At 54.6% G+C, this 22,332-nt stretch carries 18 protein-coding genes and 1 pseudogene; 13 read left to right on the plus strand and 6 right to left on the minus strand.

The window, feature by feature from the left end; translation table 11 throughout:
• Positions 1 to 85: 85 nt before the first annotated feature.
• The 4 genes from GCWU000341_RS01710 to GCWU000341_RS01725 all read left to right on the plus strand — a co-directional run bounded on the left by GCWU000341_RS01710 (position 86) and on the right by GCWU000341_RS01725 (position 3,987).
• Complete coding sequence (locus GCWU000341_RS01710; protein WP_009213953.1) at positions 86 to 841, plus strand: amino acid ABC transporter ATP-binding protein; 756 nt, start codon at positions 86 to 88, stop codon at positions 839 to 841.
• 198 nt (positions 842 to 1,039) lie between these two features.
• Positions 1,040 to 2,191: a double-cubane-cluster-containing anaerobic reductase gene (locus tag GCWU000341_RS01715; RefSeq protein WP_009213954.1), complete on the plus strand. Its 1,152-nt coding sequence runs from the start codon at positions 1,040 to 1,042 to the stop codon at positions 2,189 to 2,191.
• A gap of 110 nt (positions 2,192 to 2,301) precedes the next feature.
• Positions 2,302 to 3,096 (plus strand): ABC transporter ATP-binding protein, encoded by a 795-nt coding sequence (locus GCWU000341_RS01720; RefSeq protein ID WP_040653230.1) that lies wholly within the window; start codon positions 2,302 to 2,304, stop codon positions 3,094 to 3,096.
• A gap of 120 nt (positions 3,097 to 3,216) precedes the next feature.
• Positions 3,217 to 3,987, plus strand: coding sequence for an ABC transporter permease (locus GCWU000341_RS01725; RefSeq protein WP_009213956.1), 771 nt, complete (start codon positions 3,217 to 3,219; stop codon positions 3,985 to 3,987).
• Positions 3,988 to 4,060: 73 nt separating this feature from the next.
• On the opposite strand, the pseudogene GCWU000341_RS14305 reads toward GCWU000341_RS01725, so the two are convergent.
• Positions 4,061 to 5,136 (minus strand): annotated as a pseudogene (locus GCWU000341_RS14305) (phosphotransferase enzyme family protein).
• 357 nt (positions 5,137 to 5,493) lie between these two features.
• Here GCWU000341_RS14305 and GCWU000341_RS01735 point away from each other — a divergent pair.
• Positions 5,494 to 6,684 (plus strand): hypothetical protein, encoded by a 1,191-nt coding sequence (locus tag GCWU000341_RS01735; RefSeq protein ID WP_009213959.1) that lies wholly within the window; start codon positions 5,494 to 5,496, stop codon positions 6,682 to 6,684.
• On the opposite strand, the gene GCWU000341_RS01740 is transcribed toward GCWU000341_RS01735, so the two are convergent.
• The 3 genes from GCWU000341_RS01740 to GCWU000341_RS01750 form a co-directional block, all read right to left on the minus strand.
• Positions 6,674 to 7,552: a carbohydrate ABC transporter permease gene (locus GCWU000341_RS01740; protein ID WP_040652900.1), complete on the minus strand. Its 879-nt coding sequence runs from the start codon at positions 7,550 to 7,552 to the stop codon at positions 6,674 to 6,676. The two genes, GCWU000341_RS01735 and GCWU000341_RS01740, sit on opposite strands and share 11 nt — an antisense overlap.
• A gap of 165 nt (positions 7,553 to 7,717) precedes the next feature.
• Positions 7,718 to 8,599, minus strand: coding sequence for a carbohydrate ABC transporter permease (locus tag GCWU000341_RS01745; RefSeq protein ID WP_040653233.1), 882 nt, complete (start codon positions 8,597 to 8,599; stop codon positions 7,718 to 7,720).
• Between the two features lie 193 nt (positions 8,600 to 8,792).
• The gene (locus GCWU000341_RS01750) at positions 8,793 to 10,103 is read right to left on the minus strand and encodes an ABC transporter substrate-binding protein (RefSeq protein WP_040653241.1); all 1,311 of its coding nucleotides are present in this window, start codon (positions 10,101 to 10,103) and stop codon (positions 8,793 to 8,795) included.
• A gap of 281 nt (positions 10,104 to 10,384) precedes the next feature.
• Between GCWU000341_RS01750 and GCWU000341_RS01755 the strand changes: the two genes are divergently transcribed.
• Positions 10,385 to 11,305: an AraC family transcriptional regulator gene (locus tag GCWU000341_RS01755; protein WP_330360366.1), complete on the plus strand. Its 921-nt coding sequence runs from the start codon at positions 10,385 to 10,387 to the stop codon at positions 11,303 to 11,305.
• A 24-nt stretch (positions 11,306 to 11,329) separates the two neighbouring features.
• Here the strand turns inward: GCWU000341_RS01755 and GCWU000341_RS01760 are convergent, their stop codons facing one another.
• Positions 11,330 to 12,115: a class I SAM-dependent methyltransferase gene (locus tag GCWU000341_RS01760; protein WP_009213964.1), complete on the minus strand. Its 786-nt coding sequence runs from the start codon at positions 12,113 to 12,115 to the stop codon at positions 11,330 to 11,332.
• A 150-nt stretch (positions 12,116 to 12,265) separates the two neighbouring features.
• Between GCWU000341_RS01760 and GCWU000341_RS01765 the strand changes: the two genes are divergently transcribed.
• The 6 genes from GCWU000341_RS01765 (at position 12,266) to GCWU000341_RS01790 (ending at position 20,044) form a co-directional block, all read left to right on the plus strand.
• Positions 12,266 to 13,954, plus strand: a complete 1,689-nt coding sequence (locus tag GCWU000341_RS01765; RefSeq protein WP_081443112.1) for a BCCT family transporter — start codon at positions 12,266 to 12,268, stop codon at positions 13,952 to 13,954.
• Between the two features lie 355 nt (positions 13,955 to 14,309).
• Positions 14,310 to 15,095: a YesL family protein gene (locus tag GCWU000341_RS01770; RefSeq protein WP_009213967.1), complete on the plus strand. Its 786-nt coding sequence runs from the start codon at positions 14,310 to 14,312 to the stop codon at positions 15,093 to 15,095.
• On the plus strand, positions 15,092 to 15,889 hold the full coding sequence (locus GCWU000341_RS01775) for a CPBP family intramembrane glutamic endopeptidase (protein WP_009213968.1): 798 nt from the start codon (positions 15,092 to 15,094) through the stop codon (positions 15,887 to 15,889). The genes GCWU000341_RS01770 and GCWU000341_RS01775 overlap by 4 nt, the downstream gene beginning before the upstream one ends.
• Positions 15,890 to 16,408: 519 nt before the next feature.
• Entirely contained in the window at positions 16,409 to 17,071 is a 663-nt protein-coding gene (locus GCWU000341_RS01780; protein WP_040653247.1) for an HAD family hydrolase, read from the plus strand.
• Between the two features lie 937 nt (positions 17,072 to 18,008).
• Positions 18,009 to 18,914: a sulfite exporter TauE/SafE family protein gene (locus GCWU000341_RS01785; RefSeq protein WP_009213973.1), complete on the plus strand. Its 906-nt coding sequence runs from the start codon at positions 18,009 to 18,011 to the stop codon at positions 18,912 to 18,914.
• A 122-nt stretch (positions 18,915 to 19,036) separates the two neighbouring features.
• Positions 19,037 to 20,044 carry a proline racemase gene (locus GCWU000341_RS01790; protein WP_009213974.1) on the plus strand — a complete coding sequence of 336 codons (1,008 nt, stop codon included), beginning with the start codon at positions 19,037 to 19,039 and terminating at the stop codon, positions 20,042 to 20,044.
• Between the two features lie 175 nt (positions 20,045 to 20,219).
• Here the strand turns inward: GCWU000341_RS01790 and GCWU000341_RS01795 are convergent, their stop codons facing one another.
• On the minus strand, positions 20,220 to 21,437 hold the full coding sequence (locus GCWU000341_RS01795) for an iron-containing alcohol dehydrogenase (RefSeq protein ID WP_040652901.1): 1,218 nt from the start codon (positions 21,435 to 21,437) through the stop codon (positions 20,220 to 20,222).
• Positions 21,438 to 21,865: 428 nt separating this feature from the next.
• On the opposite strand from GCWU000341_RS01795, the gene GCWU000341_RS01800 reads away from it, so the two are divergent.
• On the plus strand, positions 21,866 to 22,240 hold the full coding sequence (locus tag GCWU000341_RS01800) for a metal-sensing transcriptional repressor (RefSeq protein ID WP_009213977.1): 375 nt from the start codon (positions 21,866 to 21,868) through the stop codon (positions 22,238 to 22,240).
• The last annotated feature ends 92 nt before the right edge of the window (positions 22,241 to 22,332 follow it).

The raw sequence follows: 22,332 nt of genomic DNA on the forward strand, positions 1-22,332 counted from the left end.
CCGCCTTCCCGGAGGGGAGCGGAGTGGAATCCTTCCGCGGGAAATGCCTTTTTGCCGGGAGAATCGGAATCGGAGGGGAGGGACGATGGCGGAAGAGACAATCGTCAGGGCGGAGCATCTCTATAAGGACTTTGACCGGAAGACGGAGGTGCTCCGGGACATCAGCTTTTCGGTAAATAAGGGGGAGGCGGTCGCCATTATCGGCCCCTCCGGAACCGGAAAATCGACGCTGCTTCGTTGCTTGAACTACCTGACCATTCCCACAAGGGGAATCGTCACGGTCAATGGAGTCAGAGTCGACGCGGAAAGACATACGAAAAAAGAGGTAGAGACGCTTCGGAAGAATTCCTCGATGGTCTTTCAGCAGTTTAACCTTTTTAAGAATAAGACAGCGATCGAAAATGTCATGGAGGCGATGATCTTCGTCCAGCATATCCCGAAGAAGGAGGCGAAGGAGAGGGCAGAGGCGCTTCTTCAAAAGGTCGGGATGCTGGACCGGAGGGATTTCTACCCCTCGAAGCTCTCCGGGGGACAGCAGCAGAGAGTTGGGATCGCGCGGGCTCTCGCAGTCAATCCGAGTGTCGTGCTCTTTGATGAGCCGACCTCGGCCCTGGATCCGGAATGGGTGAAGGAGGTCCTCCAGACGATACAGGAGATCGCGGAGGAGGGAGTGACCATGATCCTCGTGACCCACGAAATCCCCTTCGCCAGAGAGGTCGCAAGCCGAGTGCTCTTTATGGACGGGGGCACGATTATGGAGGACGGGAAGCCGGAGGACATTCTGGATCATCCGGAGAATGAGCGGCTCAGACAGTTTCTGAGCTTTGTGAGCCGAAGCTGAGAAAGCTCCGTTTTTTCCGGGCGTTTCCGATCGCGGGATCTGAGGATCCGAGGCTTCAGGGCAGCGTCCGCGTTCCGGCCTCGATGGGAACAGGGGCCTGGCGCTTTGCCGGAAATAGACATATTTTTCAGGAGGAGCTTCCGCACAGCCTCTTTAGGAGAGTGCGGGAGAAGAAGGAACAGAAACAGGAGGAGAGAAGTGGAACTGATCAAGGATCTGCCGTCGGTCTTCGACGGCTTTGCGGAGCAGAGAAAGAATTCCTTTCTGACCGTCAGGGAATATAAGGAAAAGGGGATTCCGATCGTCGGCTCCTACTGCACCTACTTTCCGAAGGAGATCGCGATGGCGGCGGGGGCCGCTCCGGTCAGCCTTTGCTCGACCTCGGATGAGACGATCCAGGATGCGGAGAAGGATCTCCCGAAGAACCTCTGCCCTCTCATAAAGTCGAGCTACGGCTTTGCCAAGACGCAGAAGTGCCCTTATTTTTATTTTTCCGATGTAGTGGTGGGGGAAACGACCTGCGACGGAAAGAAGAAGATGTATGAGCTCATGGGGGAGTTCAAGGATGTCTTCATTCTGCGTCTTCCGAACCATCAGGATGAGGACGGCGTGCAGGCTTACCGGAAGGAGATCCTCCGCCTTAAGGACTATCTTTCGGAGAAGTTTCAGTGCGAGATTACGGAGGAGAAGGTCCGGGAGGCGGTCAGGATCAACAACAGGGCGAATGCCGCGCTGATGAATTTTTACGGAGTGATGCGGCACGATCCGGCGCCGGTCTATGGCTATGATATCTTTAAGGTTCTCTATGGCTCTACCTTCAAGTTCGACCGCAGTGCTCTGGCGGATGAGGTCGATTCGCTCCGGGAGCAGATCGAAAAGGATTACGCGGCGGGGAAGCACATCGAGAAACGGCCCAGGATCATCATCACAGGCTGCCCGATCGGCGGCGCGACGGAGAAGGTGATTCAGGCCGTCGAGGAGAACGGGGGCGTCGTTGTGGGATATGAAAACTGCAGCGGACAGAAGTCAGTGGGACTCCAGGTCGATGAGAGTGCGGAGGATATCTATGAGGCGATTTCCCGCCGCTACCTGGCTATCGGCTGCTCCATCATGTCCCCGAATCCGAACCGTTTCCAAGCGCTGGGGGAGATGGTGGATGAGTACCGGGCGGACGGAGTCCTGGAGATGACGCTTCAGGCCTGTCACACCTATAATGTGGAGACGAATAAGATTCGGAGCTTCGTCACGGGGGAGAAGCAGATCCCTTATCTGAATGTGGAGACGGATTATTCAAAGAGCGATATCGGACAGCTCAATACTCGTGTCGCCGCCTTTCTCGAGATGCTTTGAGCCTGTGGCCCTGAGGACCCGGAGTGATGCGCTGCTGCCTTCATGGCAGGGGCGCAGGATTCCGGAAGTCCCCGCAGAGGCGCCGGGACGAGGATAGAGGAGTGAAAGATATGAATGGTGTAGAGATCGACAGTCTTTCCTTTTGTTATCGGGACAGTAAGCAGGAAATCCTCCATGAGATCGGAACCCCGGTCGAGGCGGGAGAATTCGTCTGTATCCTGGGACAGTCCGGCTGCGGGAAGAGCACGCTGCTTCGGCTTCTCGCGGGGCTTGAGAAGCCGACGGGTGGGAGCATACGGATCGACGGGGAGGAGATCAGAGGAGCGAGCCTGTCTCGCGGCATGGTATTTCAGGACTATGGGCTTTTCCCCTGGATGAGCGCGGGGGAGAATATCGTTCTCGCCCTGAGGCAGCGCTTTCCCGAGATGACGAAGGCGGAGAAAAAGGCGCTTGCGCTTTCCATGCTGGAGAAGGTGGGGCTTCAGAGGGAGATCTATTCGAAGCTTCCAAAGAGCCTCTCCGGAGGGATGAAGCAGCGCTGCGCGATCGCTCAGGCCTTTGCGATTGACCCTCCCATTCTCCTCATGGATGAGCCCTTCGGAGCGCTGGATGCCGTGACCAGGGCAAAGCTCCAGGACCTCGTGCTGGAGCTCTGGGAGAGCGGGGAAAGGAGTCGGAAGAAGACGGTATTCTTCGTCACACATGATGTGGATGAGGCGATCCTGCTCGCGGATCACATCATCGTCCTCGGACAGAGGCCGAGCCGCATCATCTACGAGCTCAGGATTCCGGAGGAGAAAAGGGCGAAGAGGGAGACGCAGTTTGTGGACCCGGAGATCATCTCCATGAGAAACGAGCTGATTCGTCAGATCAATCAGGACGTGGAACAGCATATCGGGGAATAATCGGAGGAGTGCAGGAAAAAGAAAAATCCGGACTTCTACCGGAAAATACAGGAATTCTATGCGGAGCATGATGCGTAGCGAAGTGCCATTGCGTGCCGGGGCGGAAAGGAGAGGCGGAAAATGAACGGAGCGGGAAAGATCATCGCGCGCTTTTTTAAGAGGTACTGGATCACAATTTTAGTATATCTTTTTCTGATCGGACTCTATGCCTATGTCGCAAATAATCACCTGATCAATGCCTTTCTCTTCCCGACGACGCAGGCGATCTGCAAGGCCTTTGCCGGGGACCGCTATATCATGCTCCTGAATCTGATTGCCTCTCTCTCGATCCTGGTTCCGGCCATCGTGATCTCTCTCTCGCTCGCGCTTTTGATCGGAGTGATCATGGGGATGAACCGGGGGCTCCGGGATGCGCTGCACCCGGTGCTCTACACGATCAGTGTCGTCCCCTCCATCCTTCTCTCTCCCTTTGCGCTTTTGCTCGCGCCGAATTTCCGGACGGCGTCCCTCTTTCTCATCGTCTACGAGAGCGTCTGGGCGACGGTGTTCGGCACGATCACCGGCATTATGACGATTGACAGGCGCTATCTGGACAAGGCGGAGACACTGGAGCTCCACGGCTTCCGGAAGCTCTTCCGGGTCATGCTCCCCGCCGCGAGCCCGTCCATCATCTCCGGCTTTGTGAATTCTCTGAGCGGGACCTTCGTCATGCTGGTCTATGCGGAGATGTACGGCGCGGAGTACGGCATGGGCTACTATGTCCGGCAGAATGCGATGCTCGGACTCTATGACAAGACCTGGGCCGGCTTCATCTTTATGATCGTCATCCTGGTCATCATCATGCAGATCTTTGAAAAGATCCGGAACAGACTTCTTCTTTGGACGATGTAGATGCCGCAGCGCCCTGCCCTAAAGGGAGAGCGCTGTAAGCGAAAGGAATCGGGGCAGAGCGCGCATAGGCGGATCAGGAGAGGAGGGAAAGCTTTTCCTCCATCTCCTCCAAAAGCCGGAACTGGGTCCTTGCGCGGTCCAGATTGTGAGCAGGCCGGCTTGTATGGAAGTAATGATCGCCGCTGAGATAGTCCGTGAGGAAGCGCACGCCGCACTCGAGTGTCATCAGGCGCGCGCTCTCCGGGAGCATCCGGATCTCCTCCTCCGTGAGGCTTCCCCCGGAGCCCTCGAGATAGCCCTCCCGATAGAGCTCATAGAGCGGCAGGGAGAAGTGAACCTTTGAGAGATCCCGCTCGTCCTCCTCCGCGGTGCTCGCCCCGAAGCGGATGGAGTCCCCGAAGTCGAAGAGGGAGAGGCCGGGCATCACGGTGTCTAGGTCTATGATGCACACGGCCTTTCCGCTCTCGTCGTCGATCATGATGTTGTTGAGCTTTGTGTCATTGTGACAGACGCGGAGAGGGAGGCGGCCTTCTCGGAGAGCCGACATCGCTCTGTCCGCGAGCATTTCACGGGAGAGCGCGAAGCGGATCTCTCTCTCACAGCTTTTCGCGCGCCCGAGCGGATCTTCTGTCAGCGCTTCCCGAAAGCGGAGGAAGCGTTTTTTGTGTCATGAAAATCCGCTATGGTCTCTGTGAGAAGGGAGGCATCAAAATCCGAGAGGAGGAGCTGGAAATTTCCGAAGGCTCTCCCGCTCTCCCGGAAGTCCTCGGGGCGGCGCACGAGATTATAGCTGCTTGCCCGCTCGATAAAGAGATAGGCGCGCCAGCATTCCCCGTCCGGGTCCCGGTAAAAGCTTTTCCCATCCCTTGTCGGGATGAGGTTCAGGCACTCCCTCTCCGGGTCTCCGCCGCGGCTTAGGATCTTTTCCCGGAGGAAGCTTGTCACGAGAGAGATATTTCGCATAAGGGCGGGGATATCCCGAAAAATATCCCGGTTCATTCGCTGCAGGATATAGGGGATTTCACAGTCTAAGCGGAAGGTATCGTTGATGTGACCGCTTCCGTAGGGGACACAGGAGCGAAGCTTTCCCTTGGTTTGGAAGGCCGCGGCAGCGCGGCGCAGGACATCTTTCGTGATTTCTGTTCTCATAGATCGATACACCTCAATATAGGGATTCGCGGCCGGTCCCGCTGTCCTTCCATCGGACCGGGAGCGATACAGGAAACGATACTTCGTATCTGGACTGGAGGAGCATAGATGCGCTGCCCTGATACATCGCAGGACGCTCTCGTTCCGGCGCATAAGCGATTTACAGATAAACGCCGGGGCGGCGTTTATGGACCGGACGGGCAGGATAGCTGCCGGAAAAACGTGGGACTCATACAGTAAGAGTATAGGAAATGCAGGGCGGATTTTCTTTGCACAATCCGGCCCTTTCCTTGTATAATCCCTTGCAGAGGAGGCGGCTCCGCCTTTTCGTGACTTTCATTGCCAAAGGAGAGAGGAATGATCAGAATCGGAATCAAAATTCCCGGAAAGGACGGTGTGCAGATCGAGCATATCGGGAAGGAGGAGAAGGATAGAGAAAGGGGGAGGCGGGATTCCTCCGGAAGGAGCTTTTACGAAATCATCCGATTCCTCGGCGCTCTTTCGGAGAGCGCGCTGAAGATCATTGCCCTCTTTGGCGCCGCGGGAGCGATAGCCTGGGCATGGATCCGATATGAATGCGCCGTGGATGGGGAGAAATTCTACGGGATCCCGAGAGAGCTTTTGCTGCATCAGGAGGGGCTTCGCTATGTGATGGAATTTACGGCGTGCCTTTCCCTATTCAGCTTTCTTTTCGGGAGTCCGTATCTTTGGAGAAGGCTTTGGGCTGAGCGAAGGAGCGGAGGAAAGGGGAGACCGGGAAGGGGAGCTTCCGGCTTTTTTGAGCGCTTTGGCATTTTCATCGAAAAGTGCGACCTTTTTCTCAGCTTCTTCCTTATCGGAGGCTTCACCGCCGGCTTTTTTCTCAGTCGCTTTTCTGTTCACATTTCCTCTTTTGTGAGCAGTCTTTCCTCCTCTTTCGAAGAAATCCCGTATCTATCGGAAATAAGCGCATGGACAGATGGGATATCCCGAAATACATGGGAACTGCTTCTCTATGCCGTGGGTGCCCTGATCTATCTCTCTTATTTTTTTACATGGATAAGAAAGGATTCCATGCGGGAGAGGATGGAGAGGGAAGGCCTTCCCCTTGAGATGAGAGGAGGAAGGCTGGAAGGAAGGATCCGAAGCATCGGGAGAGGCTTTCTCGGGATTATTCAAATGCTCGGGAAGGGTCTTTTCCGAGCGGCCCGAACGCTTTGGAGCGCATTTTTTATCCTGGGCCTTGTGTGCGTCAATCTGGGATTTTTATCTTTTTTGTTCGATCATTTTTACCGGCAGCAGCTTTTTTCCGAGAAGCGGGACTATGAAATGATTTCACTGCATCCGGAGAGCGGCGATCCGGAGGAGGACTATCTCCTCATCTCGGAATCGGGGGACAGACTGCTGGTGATGAAGATCGAGGGGGACAGAAAGACAAACAGATTCTATCTCAAGAGAGGGAGCTATTCCTTCCGGAAGAGGGATGAGCAGGATTTTTCCCCTCTTCACTTTCGGGAGCTGCGGCTGAGCGAGGACGGGGAGGAGATCGATCTCTTCCTCAGCCCTTGATGCCGCCCCCCGTCACTCCGGCGATGATCCTCTCGGAGAGGAAGAGATAGAGAAGGAGCGTCGGCAGGAAGACGATGGTGACAGAGGCGAACATGCCGGCCCAGTCACCGGTGTATTTCATGGAATTGATCATGGAGTAGAGACCGACCGCGACGGACCTCACCTTGTCGGAATTTCCGAAGATCAGAGAGATGAAATATTCGTTCCAGATATTTACGAAGTTAAAGATTGTGACGGTGATGATGCCCGGCTGCGCCATCGGGAGCATGATGAGCCAGAAGGCCTTCCCCATCGGACAGCCGTCGATCGACGCGGCTTCCTCGAAGGAGCGGGAGAGATTTGCGAAAAAGGCCGTCAGAAAGATCGTGGTATAGGGGACATTGATGCCGGTGTAGAGGAAAATGAGGGTCAGACGGTTTAAAAGCGTGTGGTTTAGGACATCCAGCCCGGCCACGAGAGAGAAAAGCGGCAGCACGATCATGACGACGGGCACCCCCATGGAGCCCGCGAAGGCGCTTTGGATGATGGAATTTCCCGGGAAATCAAAGCGGGAGAGCGCATAGGCCGCAGGAGAAGCGATCAGAATCAGCAGGGCGCAGGAGGAGAGGGAGTAGAAGAGCGAATTAAAGAAGATGGTCGAGACATCGGAGTTCACCCAGGCCTTTCGGAAGTTCTCCAGATGAAAGCCGCTTTGCAGGAGATGATTCGAGAAGATCTCCTTCGTCGTAGAGAAGCTTGCGAGGAAGACCCAGCCGAGGAGCAGGAAGGTGAAGACGCACCAGAGGATAACGATGAAGTAGCCCGGAAGGAGCTTAAGCTCCCGGGAGAGGCGCAGCTGCCCCGATGAGATTTTCTCAGCCTTTTTCATAGCTTTCCTCCTCGGATTTTTGTGAAAACCCGCATTTTCCATCCTGTTTTCAATACCTTTTTCGCTCCAAGGTCTCATACTCCCGGAGGTCCACCGCGCTCTCGGCGGCTTCCGCACTTCGAGCTTTTCCCTTATGCCCCTTACGTTTTTTTCTATTTTGCTCTCTCAGAACTCCAGATCCCGGTCTCTGAGAAGCCGGTTTGCCAGCCGGAAGATAAGGATGACCGCGAGGCTCAGCAATACGCCCACCGCGGCCCCGGTACCCGCATTCCGCTCCGTGACGCTGTTTCCCGCCCCGAAGACCTGCATATAGAGATAGACCATCGGTGTGATTGTCCGGGTATCCGCCGTGACTGTGGAAAAAAGCTGGGACCAGACGAAGAAGCCGACGCTCGTCACAGACCACATCGTAAGATTGGTCCGGAACATTCCCTTTAAGAGAGGCAGGGTGATATAGCGAAACTGCTGGAATCGGCCCGCACCATCCAGAGTCGCCGCCTCATAATATTCCGTTCCGATCCGTTCGATTCCGCTCATGAAAATCAGCATGTGATAGCCGATCATGCCAAAGCAGTAGGCGAGAAGCAGGGACTCGAATTTATGGGCGCTGTCCAGCCATTGAATCTTTGAGAGGCTTTTCATGCCAAGTGAGCTGAAAACGGTTTTCAGCAGGCCGAATTTCGGGCTGTAGACATATTGGAGCCACATGGTGGCGAGCGCGACCGCACTCACGATATTGGGAAGATAGATGACGGCCCGGAAGAAGCGCTTGCCCCGGATCCCGCTCTCCAGAATCACCGCGAAAAGAAGAGAGAGGCTCAGAACGAGGATTCCTCCCAGGAACCAGATCCGGAAGAGATTCCAAAGGGAGATCCGAAATAGGGCGGTGCGGAAGAGCTTCTCATAGTTCTGAAGCCCGACAAAGCTCCATTTCGGGATCGGATCCGTGATCCCCTCGATCCGGAAGAAGCTCATGAGGATCGTGCGGAGGATGGGGTAGAGAAAGACAGAGAAGAAGAAAAAGAGCGCGGGCAGGACGAAAAGGATCGGCGCGTTTCCCGCCCTCCTTTTCCCTGCGGCTGCCGTTCCCTGACCTCTCTGCCCGCTGCTTTGCTTTCTCACGCTGTCTCCTCCGCTGCGATCTTTCCTCTTTATGATGCTCTTTTCAGGATGTCTGCTTCACGGTGAGATTATCTTCTGCCGTGACAGCCTTTGCATCCTCCGGTTCTTTTTTGATCCCTTATTTCTGAAGGTTTTTCACGAAGTCCTCGGCGCTGATCTCTCCTCCGCAGAGCTTTTGCATATTTTCCTTCAGGATCGGGGTCATGTCTACATTGTCCTCCGCGGATGCCGCCCAGGGATAACGGGTCTTTAAGCTGTCCATGACGGGCTTTACCGCGGCGAGCTGCTTCGGCCAATCGCTGTTTTCGGAGTCCGCCGGGATTCCCAGGGATTCCTCGGAGAGCTTTTTATCAAATTCTCCCTTTGTGACATACTCGATGAAGCGGAAGGCCGCCTCCGGGTTCTTGGAATCCTTGCTGATCGCAAAGACCTGTGCGCCGTAGTTGGAGGCCTCCGTGCCGTCCTTTCCGCCGGGGACCGCCGGATAGCTGAAGCAGCCCCATTTAAAATCGTCCCCCGTCATATCCTTTACCTCATTCGGGAGCCAGGAGCCGTTCAGATAGATCGCGGCGCTGCCGAGCGCGAGCTCCTGGTTCTGTCCCGCCGGCCAGACATTGGAGGAGATGTTCTCCGAGAAATAGCCCTTTTTCGCGAAGTCCTCGTAGGCCTTTGCCACCTCCAGCACGGAGGGATCGTCCCATTTCCCGTTTTTCACGATCTCAGAGGCCTTTTCATAGCCGTTGATCCGGGAGAGATGGTAGCCGAACATGCTGAGGATATAGGCGTCATCCGATGTGATCGGGACATAGCCCTTGTCCTTGAGCTTCTGGCAGTCTTCTCCGAGCTCCTCCCAGGTCTTTGGAACCTCGCTGATTCCGGCCTCGTCGAAGAGGGACTGATTGTAGAAGAAGGCGAAGACATTCGGCTGGTAGGGGATGGATTTCAGCTTTCCGCCTCCGACCTCCCGGCAGGCGGCGATGAGGCCCGCATTCGCACTTTTTTCGTAGTCATGGGATTTCGAGAGCTCCTCCAGATCCAGGATATAATCCCCCCAGGTTTTATTCACGCGGTCAATGTCCTCGTCGAAGAGGTCGATCCTGCTCCCCGCGTCGAGAGCCGGCTGCAATCCCTCCCGGATTCCGGTTCTGCCCTTGAACTGTACGTCCAGCGGGATCCCCGTGTCCTTTGAGAACTTCTCCGCGGCCTCCCGTATGACCTTGCCCTGCGGTTCGGTGGCCTCCCACATGGACCAATAGACGAGGCCCTTTCCGTCTTCCGCGGAAGAGTCGCTCTTCGCCTCCGAAGCATCCGCCTGCTTCTCTGCAGCCTTTTCCGTGGAGGCGGACTCCGTGCTTCCTCCCCCGCAGGATGCGAGGGCAAGGCCTGTCAGAACTGCCAGGGCCGCCGCTCCAAGCTGTCTTTTTTTCATCATTTACCTCCCTGATTTTTAGCATAAACACGATATACAAGAGATTCTGCTACGCTCAGTATAGAAAATATGACGAAAAAATTCTTTGTACAATTCCGTCCATTCTTTGTATAATTGCAGTCATGGGAGCGGGTGGAAGGAGAGGATTGGCCGCGGCTTCTCTGAGGGGAAGTCCGTGCCGTATCTTCTCAGGGGGATGGCGCGGTTTTCTTTGGGGAAGGACGGGGAAACGCCGGGAGAAGGAAAGGGAAAAGGGAAGGACGGAGGCCGGGAAGCAAGCGATGGAGATGCAGGAGGAAGAGAAGCGGGAAGAGCAGTATGAGGGGGTGCGGCTGTGCGACGTCATTTCGATCGAAGAGATTGTGTCCGTACATTATTTTCAATATAAGAGTAATTTCGCCTTCCCGGGGGAGTCCCATGACTTTTGGGAGCTGATCTGTGTGGATTACGGGGAGATCCGCGTCGTGGCTGGGGAGAGGGAGATCCCGCTTCGGCAGGGAGAGCTGTATTTTCACAGACCGGGTGAGTTCCACAATGTCCTCACCGATGGAAGGATCTCTCCGAGTCTTGTGGTGATCGGCTTTTTCTGCCGCTCTTCCCCTATGGAGCGCTTTTCCGGGAAGCTTCTCTCCGTAGATGAGAGGGAGAAGGAGCTTCTTGGAAGGATCGTGCGGGAGGCCTCCTCCGTTTTTTCCGGGAGGATGGACGATCCCTATCAGAAAAAACTGCGCTTTTCCAGGAAGGCTCCCTTTGGCGGGGCACAGCTGATCCGCCAATATCTCTCGGAGCTTCTTATCTCCCTCTACCGGAGGAGCTTTTCCCGCGTCCCCGCAGAAAGGGGGCGGGGAGAGAGGGGGGAGAGAGGCGAAAGATATCGGCGGATCGTCCGCTATATGGAGAGCCATATCCGGGAGAAGATGACGATTTCCAGGATCTGCCGGGACAATCTGATCGGAAGCTCGCAGCTTCAGAAGATCTTCCGGAAGAATGCGGGGATCGGGGCGATAGAGCTTTTCTCCCGCATGAAGATCGAAGAGGCAAAGCGCATGATCCGGGAGGGGGGATGCAATATGACAGAGATCTCGGACCGCCTGGGCTATAGCTCCGTCCACTACTTCTCCCGCCAGTTCAAAAAGCTCGCCGCCATGTCTCCGACCGCGTATGAGAGCTCAATCCGCTCGCTGTCGGAGAAGAAGGGCTAGGGCTCCGCTTGGCAAAAAGAGGGCTTACTCCTCCCCCCACTGATACAGAGCGAGCCGATTATTGTATTTTCGGAGGAGGGTGCCGATCAGACGGCTCAGGAATGTGGATTTTTGCATTTCGTCGGAGAAATTTGTTTCGGAGAGAAGATGGAAGGCGGGATTCATGCTCTCCAGCTCCCGGCCGTTCTCGCAGCCCCAGCCGAATTCAGCCCTGCTGTATCTTAGGGTATCGTGCCTTTTTTTATTCATGGAGCGCTGCCGCATCAGCTCTGCGGCGAGGAAACCCTTCGGGAAGCCCTTTTGGAGCGAGCGGAGGACCGAGCTGATCTGTTCCCTGGAAAAATACATGAAAAGCCCTTCCGCGACAGCAATTACCGGACGGTCCTTCGGGAAATCCTGAAAGCAATTCTCATCCATGATATCTTTGCTGAGAGTATGCTCTCTCTCCCGCTCGCCAAAGACCCTCCTTCTGACCTCGATGGAATCCGGAAGATCAATATTGTACCAGTCTATAGCCCCATTATCCATCCTTGAGAAGCGGTCATCCAGACCGCAGCCCAGATTCAGGCAGAGGGCGTTCGGGTATTGGGAGATCAGTTTTTTTACCGTGCTGTCAAAGAGGATGCTTCTTGCGACGACGCACTCATGCGTTATGAGCCTGTCCAGATTTTTCGGATCAATCTGCAGCTTCTCCATGATCTCTACTGCCTTGGGATCCTGAATTCTCGCATTTTTTCTCCGGCTCTCCGAAGCGCGCACTGCGAGGGGGATCAGCGCGGTTCCCTGAACATCTCCGAGCTTTAGATCCATAAGGACTCCTTTCTCTTCCTTGAATCAGCGTTTCCTTCATTCCGTTCCATGATACACTCTCTGAAAATCGAGGTCAATGAAGAGTGGAATTTCTTGACAGGTCTTATTCCCCGTGCTATATTGTTCAAAATAAAAAAAGGAGGAAAGAAAATGAACAAAAGAATAGCAGAGAAGGGGAAGGACATTCGAAAAATCGACTGGGGAATCACTCTCATCCCTGTATTTTCTCTTCTCGTTCTCTCCGCTCTTTTCTTCCTTCTGCCGGAGGATTCCAATAGAGTCCTTTCGCAGATTCGCGCTTTCATTGGGGAGGAGTTCGGCGTCCTCTATCTGGCGCTCGGGCTTGGGATCTTTCTCTTCTCCCTCTGGCTCGCCTTCTCCGATATCGGGAAGCTGGTGCTCGGGGAGGTGGGTGAGAAGCCGAAATACAGCTTTTTTGCCTGGGGCTCCATGATGTTTACGGCGGGGCTTGCGGCGGATATCCTCTTTTATTCTCTCTGTGAATGGATCCTGTATGCGAAGGATCCGCATATCGCGGAGCTCGGAACTGCGCAGGACTGGGCCTCCACCTTTACGCTCTTTCACTGGGGGCTGACTCCCTGGGCCTTTTACCTTGTGCTGGCCGCGGCCTTTGGCTTCATGCTTCATGTCAGAAGGCGGGAAAGGCAGAGGTATTCCGAGGCCTGCCGCCCGCTTCTTGGGAAGCATACCGACGGAATGGCGGGACGGCTGATCGATCTCCTCGCGGTATTCGCCCTTCTCGCGGGGACGGCCACGACCTTTTCCGTCGCGACGCCGCTTATGTCGGAGGCTGTGCGGAGTCTCACGGGCACTGCACTCCCCCAGAGAGAGATCACGATTCTCATCCTGATTTTGACCTGTATCGTCTATACCTATTCGGTGATGCGGGGCATGCAGGGGATCTCCTTCCTCGCGAAGACCTGCACCTTCCTCTTTTACGGGATTCTTCTCTATGTTCTTCTCTTCGGAGGAGAGTGCCGCTATATTCTGGAGACCGGATTTTCCGCGATCGGAAGACTCCTTCAGAACTTTCTCGTTCTCTCCACCGATTCCGATCCGACGAGGCGGACAGGCTTTCCGCAGAACTGGACGATCTTTTACTGGGCCTATTGGATGGTCTGGTGCGTAGCGGCTCCCTTCTTCATCGGCTCGATCTCCCGGGGGCGGACGATACGCCAGACGATACTGGGAGGCTATCTCTTCGGCGTGGGGAGCACCTGGATCAGCTTTATTATCCTCGGGAATTACTCTCTTGGCCTGCAGGAGCTGGGGAAGCAGAACCTCCTCTCCTTCTATGAAACGAGCGCTTCTCTCTACGAGACGATCATCGTCGCTTTGCGGAATCTCCCCTTTGCTCCGCTGCTCCTCGTAATCCTGATTCTCACAATGATCGCCTTTTATGCGACCTCCTTTGACTCCATCGCGCTGGTAGCTTCCCAATACAGCTATCGCAGGCTTCCGGATGGGGAGGAGCCGGCGAATTCCGTCAAAGGCCTCTGGGCCTTTCTCCTCATCCTCCTGCCTCTGGCCCTTGTATTCTCGGAGAGCTCGATGGCGAACCTGCAGTCTGTCTCCATCATCGCGGCCTTCCCGATCGGCTTCGTGATCCTCCTGATCTCTCTGAGCTTCTGGAAGGATGTGAAATGCTATCAGGCAGAGCTCTCCGCATCCCGAAACGGCGGGGAGGATGGAATCGGAAAAGAGAAAAGCAGGATTCTCGAAGAGATAGAGAAAAGCGGGCGGATGGAGGACTCCCCCTCTGAAAAAGAGATCGAAGAGCTCATCGTGAACTGGGAGAGGGCCTACGGAGAGGCCTGAGACAGCGCGGCACTGCCCTTGCCCTTCTGCCGCTCTCCCGCCCAGAAGAGGACGCATTTCCTCCGGAAGCTGGGATCAAAATACATGATACTGCAAAAAATACAAAAGGGACGTTCCTTGCATAGACTTGACAGACGGGGTACAATGTGATTACAAGCGCCTAAGCGCATCCCCGCTCTCAGCGCTTGCGCGAAAGAGTGGGGATGCGCTTAAGGCGCGCAGCGGGCATGAGCAAGAAGCGGGGGAGGTATTTATCCCCCGCGGAATGCGAATGAACGCCCGGATTGCGGGAGCGGGAAGCGCGGAGCAATCCGAGTAATCCAGAGAACGGGCGGCAAAAGAGCGGGGGATAGAGATGTTTCAGGGACTATTCAATTATGACAATCCGGTCTGGAGATTTATCGGACGGCTTGCAGACATGATGCTTCTCAATCTCCTTTGGCTTTTGTGCTGCCTCCCCGTTTTCACGATCGGGGCTTCCACGACTGCGCTTTACTACTGCACCATGAAAATCGTACGGGAAGAAGACAATGGGGTCATCCACATGTTTTTCAAAAGCTTTAAGGAGAATTTCCGCCAGGCCGTCTGCCTTTTTCTTCTTATGCTTCTTGTGGGGCTTCTTCTCCTTGCAGACCATTTTTTCTTTCTCCGGATCTTCCGGGGCCCGAGGCCTTGGGGGATGTTTTTTCACGCCGTGATCCTTATGCTCACGATGCTTTGGCTCATCGTTTTCCTTTATCTTTGGCCGGTGCTCGCCCGCTTTGAGAACAGCTTGTGGCGCACGCTGAAAAACGCTCTTTTACTTGCCGTCGGAAATCTGGGCTTTACCATCCTGATGCTGCTTCTGGACGGCGCGCTCATCCTCGTTTCACTGTCCAGCATCTATTGGATCCCCATCCTCACACCCCTTCTCTTTCTGATCGGGTATCCGGCTGTCGCCTGGCTGAATTCTGCCTTTTTTGAGAAGATCTTCGCCCGCCTTATTCCGAAGGAGAAAAGAGAGGAGGAGCTCCGCCCCATCCTGGAGAATTGGAAGGAGGGCGATGAGTCTCGGGAAGACTGCGCGGAAGACTCTTCCCTGTCCGCCGCTCTTCGGGATCTTAAGAGGGGAGAGGAAGAGCAGGAGGAAGAAGAGCTTTGACGGATGCGAAAACGGGGAGGGCCGATCGCTCCAAGGAATGGATAGAGAGAAAGGACTTGATTATGAAACTTTGGAACAGCTGGAAGGAAGACCGGGGTATTCTGCTTTGGTATTTCCTGGGATATCTTCTGCTTCTCAGTATTTTGCTCGCTCTTATATCGAGCTTCACTCCCTGGAAGATGGAGACTCTCCCTTATCTTCTCCTTTATTTCCTTGGCAATGTGCTGATGCTTTGTAAGGTGATTCTTGTAAAACGGGAGGAGCTTTCCGACGGCATCGGAAGAGCCTTTCGGAGGCCGTTTCGGAATTTCGCTTATATCCTGCTCTGCAATCTTCTTGTATATCTCATCAATGTCCCGCTGGCTCTCCTTATGCAAAAGATCGGCGTCACAAACCAAAACCAGATGGAGATCTTCGGCATCTTCGGACAGAGCAGGGCCTGGCAGTTCGTTGTCATTTTCCTCGCGCTGATCTTTGCGCCGGTCGTTGAGGAGACCGTTTTCCGGGGGATCATCTTTGCGAGACTCCGCCAGAGAGGACGCCTCATCGCCTACGCGGCATCTATGACCCTTTTCTCCCTGGTGCACGGCCTTGCGGCGATCCTCAGCGGAAAGCCCCGGGATATGCTGGCGATTATGGTATACCTGCCGCTTTCCTTCATGCTCTGCCGGCTCTATGAAAAGAAGCGGAATATTCTGGCTTCGATGGGGCTTCATTTTTTGAATAATGGGATAGCGGTGCTTCTTATGTATCTTATGCCGGAGCTTGTAAAGCTTTCCCAAAAAGCGGGATGATGTGCGGTGTTCCTCAAGCTTCAGCTTGAGAGAAGGCATTCGTTTCGCTTGTGCCAACACCCTTCCCGGCGGCTGTAAGCTGCAGAAATGCCATAGCTTGTCAAGCGGAATCAGTGGGATTTTGAGAGAGAGTAAATCCGCGGAGAGTCCCGAGTGGAAAAGAACTTTTCCCTCAGGCCTGCAGAGGGGGGCAGACCTTTAATAATAAAAGGCTGTTCTCCTTCTGTATGCCTGGGTATAAAAGAATCCCGCCTGCGATCTTTGCGGCGGGGCAGAAATTTATCCCTGAAATGGGAGGAGGGCAGGGATCCTTTGATCCCTGCCCGAGTATTATGAAAAAAATCTTTTTGGCTGGATAACTGCTCTTTGTTATCCTAGGTATAATATAGTTTTCAGAAGTGAATAAACTATGTTTTCGGTGTAAACAAATTGGAAACAAAGTGTGAACGGGAAATGAATGCCGGAAAAGCGTGCGCATTCATAAGGGAAGCGGTGAGACTTGTCTTCCGGGGGAGAGAAATGGAAAAATCAGTAATTTTTGATGTGGACGGAACGCTTTGGGACTCCTCCGACGCGGTCACGGAGTCCTGGAATGAGGTGCTGTCCCGATATCCGGGCTGCAGAAAGACGCCGCTTACGAGAGAGGATATGTACCGTTATATGGGGCATACCATGGAAGAAATCGGACGGATGATACTTCCGGGACTCCTTCAGGAAGAGCGCTGCCGGATCATGGAGGAATGCATGCAGCACGAGAATGCCTACCTGGCGCTGCACAGCGGGAGCTTCTATCCGGGGACGGTGAAAATGCTTCGGGTACTTCGGGAGGAAGGGATCCGGCTCTATATCGTCTCAAACTGCCAGAAGGGATATATCGAGACACTGCTTCACTGCGGAGGGCTTTCTCTGGGAGAGGAGGGTGACTTTCAGGATATCGAGTGCTTTGGAAATACCGGAAAAGGGAAGGGAGAGAATATCGCGGCTTTGATGGAGAGGAATCGGATCAGCCGGGAGGGAGCCTTCTACGTGGGGGATACCGTCATGGATGAAAGAGCGGCCCGCAGCGCGGGGATCCCCTTTATCCATGCGGCCTATGGCTTCGGAGAGGCGGAGGAGCCCGCCGCAAGGCTCTGTGATATCCGGGAGCTCCCGGAGCTTCTGAAGAGCCTTGTTTTTTCGTAAATGCTGCCTCTTGTGTGAATGTCAGATGCCTATCGGCCTTCCATGCTCATGACGCCTAGCCCGTCCGATGCCTCTGTGTCTGCCCGTGTGCCCGTTCCTTTGCGCTGGATGTAAGATGCTGTGCATAGATTTTGTAAAAGTCGATTGCTTCGGGCTTCGCCCTTTCGCAATCGCCGCCGTCATTCGCATTCCAGGCCTATCGGCCTTCCATGCTCATGACGCTTAGCCCGTCCGATGTCTCTGTGTCTGCCCGTGAGCCCGTTCCTTTGCGCTGGATGTAAGATGCTGTGCATAGATTTTGTAAAAGTCGATTGCTTCGGGCTTCGCCCTTTCGTAATCGCCGCCGTCATTCGCATTCCAGGCCTATCGGCCTTCCATGCTCATGACGCCTAGCCCGTCCGATGCCTCTGTGTCTGCCCGTGCAAGCACGGCAGACACAGAGGCGCCGTCCGGGACTTTTACAAACAAATGGAACTCCTTCCGATGTCATTCCTGAGAAGTCACGTCAATGGAAGGAGCCCCTGATTTGAAATTAGAGCTGAGTGGCTGCTAATTTCTGGAATCAATATACCGCGGATTCTCCGGAAATGCAAGTGGAAAATGAGAAAAATAAGAATAAAAAGACGGAAAATGAGAAAAATAGCGGGAAAATTGTCGTGAAGTTTTCGGAAAAAGCGGTGGAGTGGGGGAAGGGAAGAGCCTCGATAATGTGACTAATTTATATTAAAATATAGATTGAAAATCTAACAGAAATGCCATAGAATAGAGACGTCTCCGTTTGGGATAGCGTCAAAGTGTAATTTCCGGAAAATGGGGGAAGCGCAGAGAATGCGGCATGGGCCGCAGAGCTGAAGTGATGGGATCCGCAGTTTGTCGTTGTTTTTTACGATGTCTGGGATCATTTCACGGAAGGGAAGGACAGAGGAGGATAAAAAATATGGTTAGCAATCTTTTATTGGGGGGACTCGGGATTTTGGCTGTGATTTTTGCAGTCTATTTTGTCAGAGATATCCTGGCCCACCGCGGAGAACTGGAGAAGGGGACCAACGGTCTTCTCTCGGCGTTGATCGGTTTCGGAATCAATTTTTTGGACACGCTCGGCATTGGTTCCTTCGCGCTTGGCCTCGCTCTCTACAAGAGCCTTCATCAGGTGGATGACAGGAAGATCCCGGGGACTCTGAATGTCTCCTGTGTTCCTCCCGTCATAGCGGAGGCCTGCTTCTTCATTTCGGCGGTGCAGGTAGAGCCGCTCACGCTGGCCGCAATGCTTGTTTCCGCGACTCTCGGCGCATGGATCGGTGCCGGTGCGGTCTCGAAGCTCTCAAAGCAGAAGGTTCAGCTCTTTATGGGTATCGCCCTCGTGGTGATCGGCGTTGTCATCGTCTGCCAGACGGTAGGCTTGGTTCCCGGAAAAGGAGAGGCGATCGGTCTTCATGGAGTGAAGCTCATCATTGCGGTCGTGATCAATTTCTTCCTCGGCGCGATCATGACGCTCGGCGTGGGACTCTATGCCCCTTGCTTTGCTCTGGTCTCGCTGCTGGGGATGGATCCGAAGGTCGCTTTTCCGATCATGATGGGATCCTGTGCTTATCTCATGCCGGTGGCGTCCATCCGCTTTATCAAGGAGGGGATGTATAACCGGAAGATGTCGCTTTTCGCCGTGATCCCGAGCGTTATCGGCGTATTTATCGCGAGCCGTCTCGTGCTCGGTCTCTCTCATGAGGTGCTCAGCATCGTCATCGTCATCGTCATGGCATACTCGGCACTTTCGATGTTCTATTCTCTCTACAAGGAGAAAAAGGCCGGAGAGACAGAAGCGGAGGGCGGAGAGAAGAAGGTCTGAGCCCGGACAAGACAGCGAATCAGCGCTTCCCATCAGAGGATATAATAGAAATAGAAGAGGAGATTTTTGGCGCGGGAGTGACCGCGGAGGAATAAGGAACTTGAAGATGGAGGAAGATAAGCATGAATCTTTTCAGAAGCATCCAGGCAGTTGACACGCACACGGCGGGTGAGGCCACCAGAATTGTGATCGGCGGCGTCCCGAATATCAAGGGGAAGTCCATGCCGGAAAAGAGGCAGTGGCTGGAGGAGAATATGGACCAGCTGAGGACCTCTCTCATGCTGGAGCCAAGGGGACACAATGATATGTTCGGTGCGATCCTCACTCAGCCGACGGATCCGGAGGCGGACTACGGAATCATTTTCATGGATGGCGGCGGATACCTGAATATGTGCGGACATGGGACGATCGGTGCCATGACGACTGCGGTGGAGACGGGGATGGTCCCCGTGACGGAGCCTGTCACAAAGATCATCCAGGAGGCGCCGGCCGGCATTATCCGCGGCGAGGTTCAGGTGGAGAACGGCAGGGCGAAGCGCGTGAGCTTCCAGAATGTCCCGGCTTTTCTCTATAAGAAGGACCAGGAGGTGGAGCTTCCCGGCCATGGAAAGATTCGATTTGACCTTTCCTTTGGCGGCTCCTTCTTCGCGATCGTGAGGGCGGACCAGGTCGGCCTCGAGATCAAGCCGGAGAACGCGGAGCTTTTGAGTAAGCTTGGAATTCAGCTGAGGGAGATCATCAACAGGGAGATCCCGGTGCAGCACCCTCTGCTTTCGCATATCCACAGTGTCGACCTCGTCGAATGGTGGTCCGAGACGGAGACCAAGGGAGCCAGTCTCAGAAACTGTGTCGCCTTCGGACAGGGGCAGATTGACCGCTCCCCCTGCGGAACGGGAACCAGCGCGAAGCTTGCGACTTTATTTGCGCGCGGGGAACTGAAGGAGCATGAGAAATTTTATTATGAGTCGATTCTCGGCACGATCTTCGAGGGAGAGATCGTGGGGACGGCGAAGGTCGGAGATTACGATGCGGTCATTCCGAAGATCTCCGGGAGCGCCTATATAACCGGCTTCAATCAGCTTGTTCTGGATGATGATGATCCCGTGAAGTACGGTTTCCTGCTGAAGTAATTCTCTAAGCTTTTTCGGAAATAAGCCCCCTGTGGATCAAAGGATCCGCGGGGGGCTTTTTATGCGGCGTAAGGCGCCCTCGCGCAGACAGAGCAGCGAAGCCGCGGCCGCCCGCCGGGGGCAGTATTTTACAGTGCTTTCGGAAGACCCAACATGAAATTTTATCGAGGCCTTCCTAGAAGTCGACCTCCGTATCGTAGTAGCAGGCCTTCAGGAGCTTTTCCATCTCCTCCTGTGTCGGAATCCTGGGATTCGATCCGGTGCAGGCGTCTCCGATCGCACGCTCCGCGATACCGGGCAGTCTCTCAAGGAAGATCTTCTCCGGGACAAAGCCCTGCTCCGTCGGGAGGGAATCCGCGCCGTAATTTCGGATGCAGTGGGGGATATTGAGCGCATCATTCATGCGGCGGAGCTCTGCGATGAGAAGGCTCAGCTTTTCATCCTCATTTTTTCCGCCAAGGTGCATGTAATCTGCGATGACAGCGTAGCGCTTCTTCGCCTCCGCATTCTTTGCGTTGAAGGCGATGACCTTCGGAAGATACATCGCGTTTGCCGCGCCGTGGATCAGATGCGCTCCGCAGTCCGCAAATGCGGCGCCGGTCTTGTGCGCCATGGAGTGGACGATGCCGAGCAGGGCATTGGAGAAGGCCATGCCGGCGAGGCACTGCGCGTTGTGCATCGTATCCCTCGCACTCATGTCCTCCTGGTAGGAGGGGATGAGATTCTTCTGAACGAGCTCGATCGCGTGGATGGCGAGGGGGTCCGTAAAATCACAATGCGCCGTCGAGACATAAGCTTCAATCGCGTGTGTCAGCGCATCCATACCGGTGTGGGCGACCAGCTTCTTCGGCATGGTCTCCGCGAGCTCCGGGTCGACGATGGCGATATCCGGAGTGATTTCAAAATCCGCGATCGGATACTTTGTTCCCTTTTTATAGTCTGTGATGATGGAGAAGGCCGTGACCTCCGTGGCGGTGCCGGAGGTGGAGGAGATGGCGCAGAAGTGGGCCTTCCTCCGAAGCTTTGGAAGACCGAAGACCTTGCACATATCTTCAAAGCTGCAGTCGGGGTATTCGTAGCGGATCCACATCGCCTTTGCCGCATCGATCGGAGAGCCTCCGCCCATCGCGACGATCCAGTCGGGGCGGAAGCGCTGCATCGCCTCTGCGCCCTTCATAACCGTATCTACGGAAGGGTCGGATTCGATCCCCTCATAGAGCTCGACCTCCATACCGGCTTCCTTCAGATAAGAGACGGCCTTGTCCAGGAAGCCGAAGCGCTTCATGGAGCCTCCGCCGACAAGGAGCATCGCCCTCTTTCCCTCGAGCTTCTTCAGTGTCTCCAGAGCTCCTTTTCCATGATAAATATCCCGCGGTAAAGTAAATCTTGCCATACGCTCTCTCCTTTCCCGGATAGAATCCGGTCCCAAAGGGCGGCCCTGCACCGTCCTTTGGAAGCATAGCACCATAGGAGGAGCTTGAAAAGGAGTTTTTGTTAAATAAATAACGACAATATATTGAGAATTTCTATAATAAATAATTGAAAAGACGAAAGCTCCCGCGAAACGGGGGGAGGAGATGGAAAAGAGCTGAGAAGCGGGACTTGACAAATACCCATAGGGGGTATAATATCCTTTTGAAAAGATATACCCCTAATGGGTATCTACCTCGGCTTTGAAGAGCGGCGGAGAAGGCTTTGACCGCAGCCTGAAAGCTTTGGATTTCAGAAGCTTCGGACTGTGGGGAGAAGATCTGCCGCTTGGCGGAAAAAACACTGCAGGGAGAAGGAAGCCGTACACAGCTTCGGCATGGCTTTTGGCTTATGGAGGTGAGGATGGAGAAGCAGGAGACAGAAGACAGAGATTTCTTCGATGCGGAGTCGGCGGAGGGAGACATTTCCCCGGAGTCCTGCTGCGGACCTCGCCGGAAGAAGCGGAGCGAAGAGGAGCAAAGAGCTCTTCTTTTACGGCTTAAGAGGGTGGAGGGACAGATCCGGGGGATAGAGAGGATGGTGGAGAGGGATGCCTACTGTCCGGACATTCTGGTTCAGGTCTCCGCTGCGACAAGCGCTTTAAACAGCTTCAATAAGAGCTTGCTCTCTTGTCACATCCATAGCTGCGTCGCGGAGGATATCCGGGAGGGAAAGGACGAGGCCATCGATGAGCTCTGCGCCCTCCTCCAAAGGCTGATGCGCTGAAGAGCGGAGCGGCAGGCCGCCGGGAAAACGGAGCTTCGCCGAGGGCTTTTCTGCGGGGCAGACCCAGGGAAATGGCAGAATGAGAGAGATAA

It is taken from the genome of Oribacterium sp. oral taxon 078 str. F0262, from assembly GCF_000160135.1.
In the GTDB taxonomy this organism is placed as follows: Bacteria; Bacillota; Clostridia; order Lachnospirales; family Lachnospiraceae; genus Oribacterium.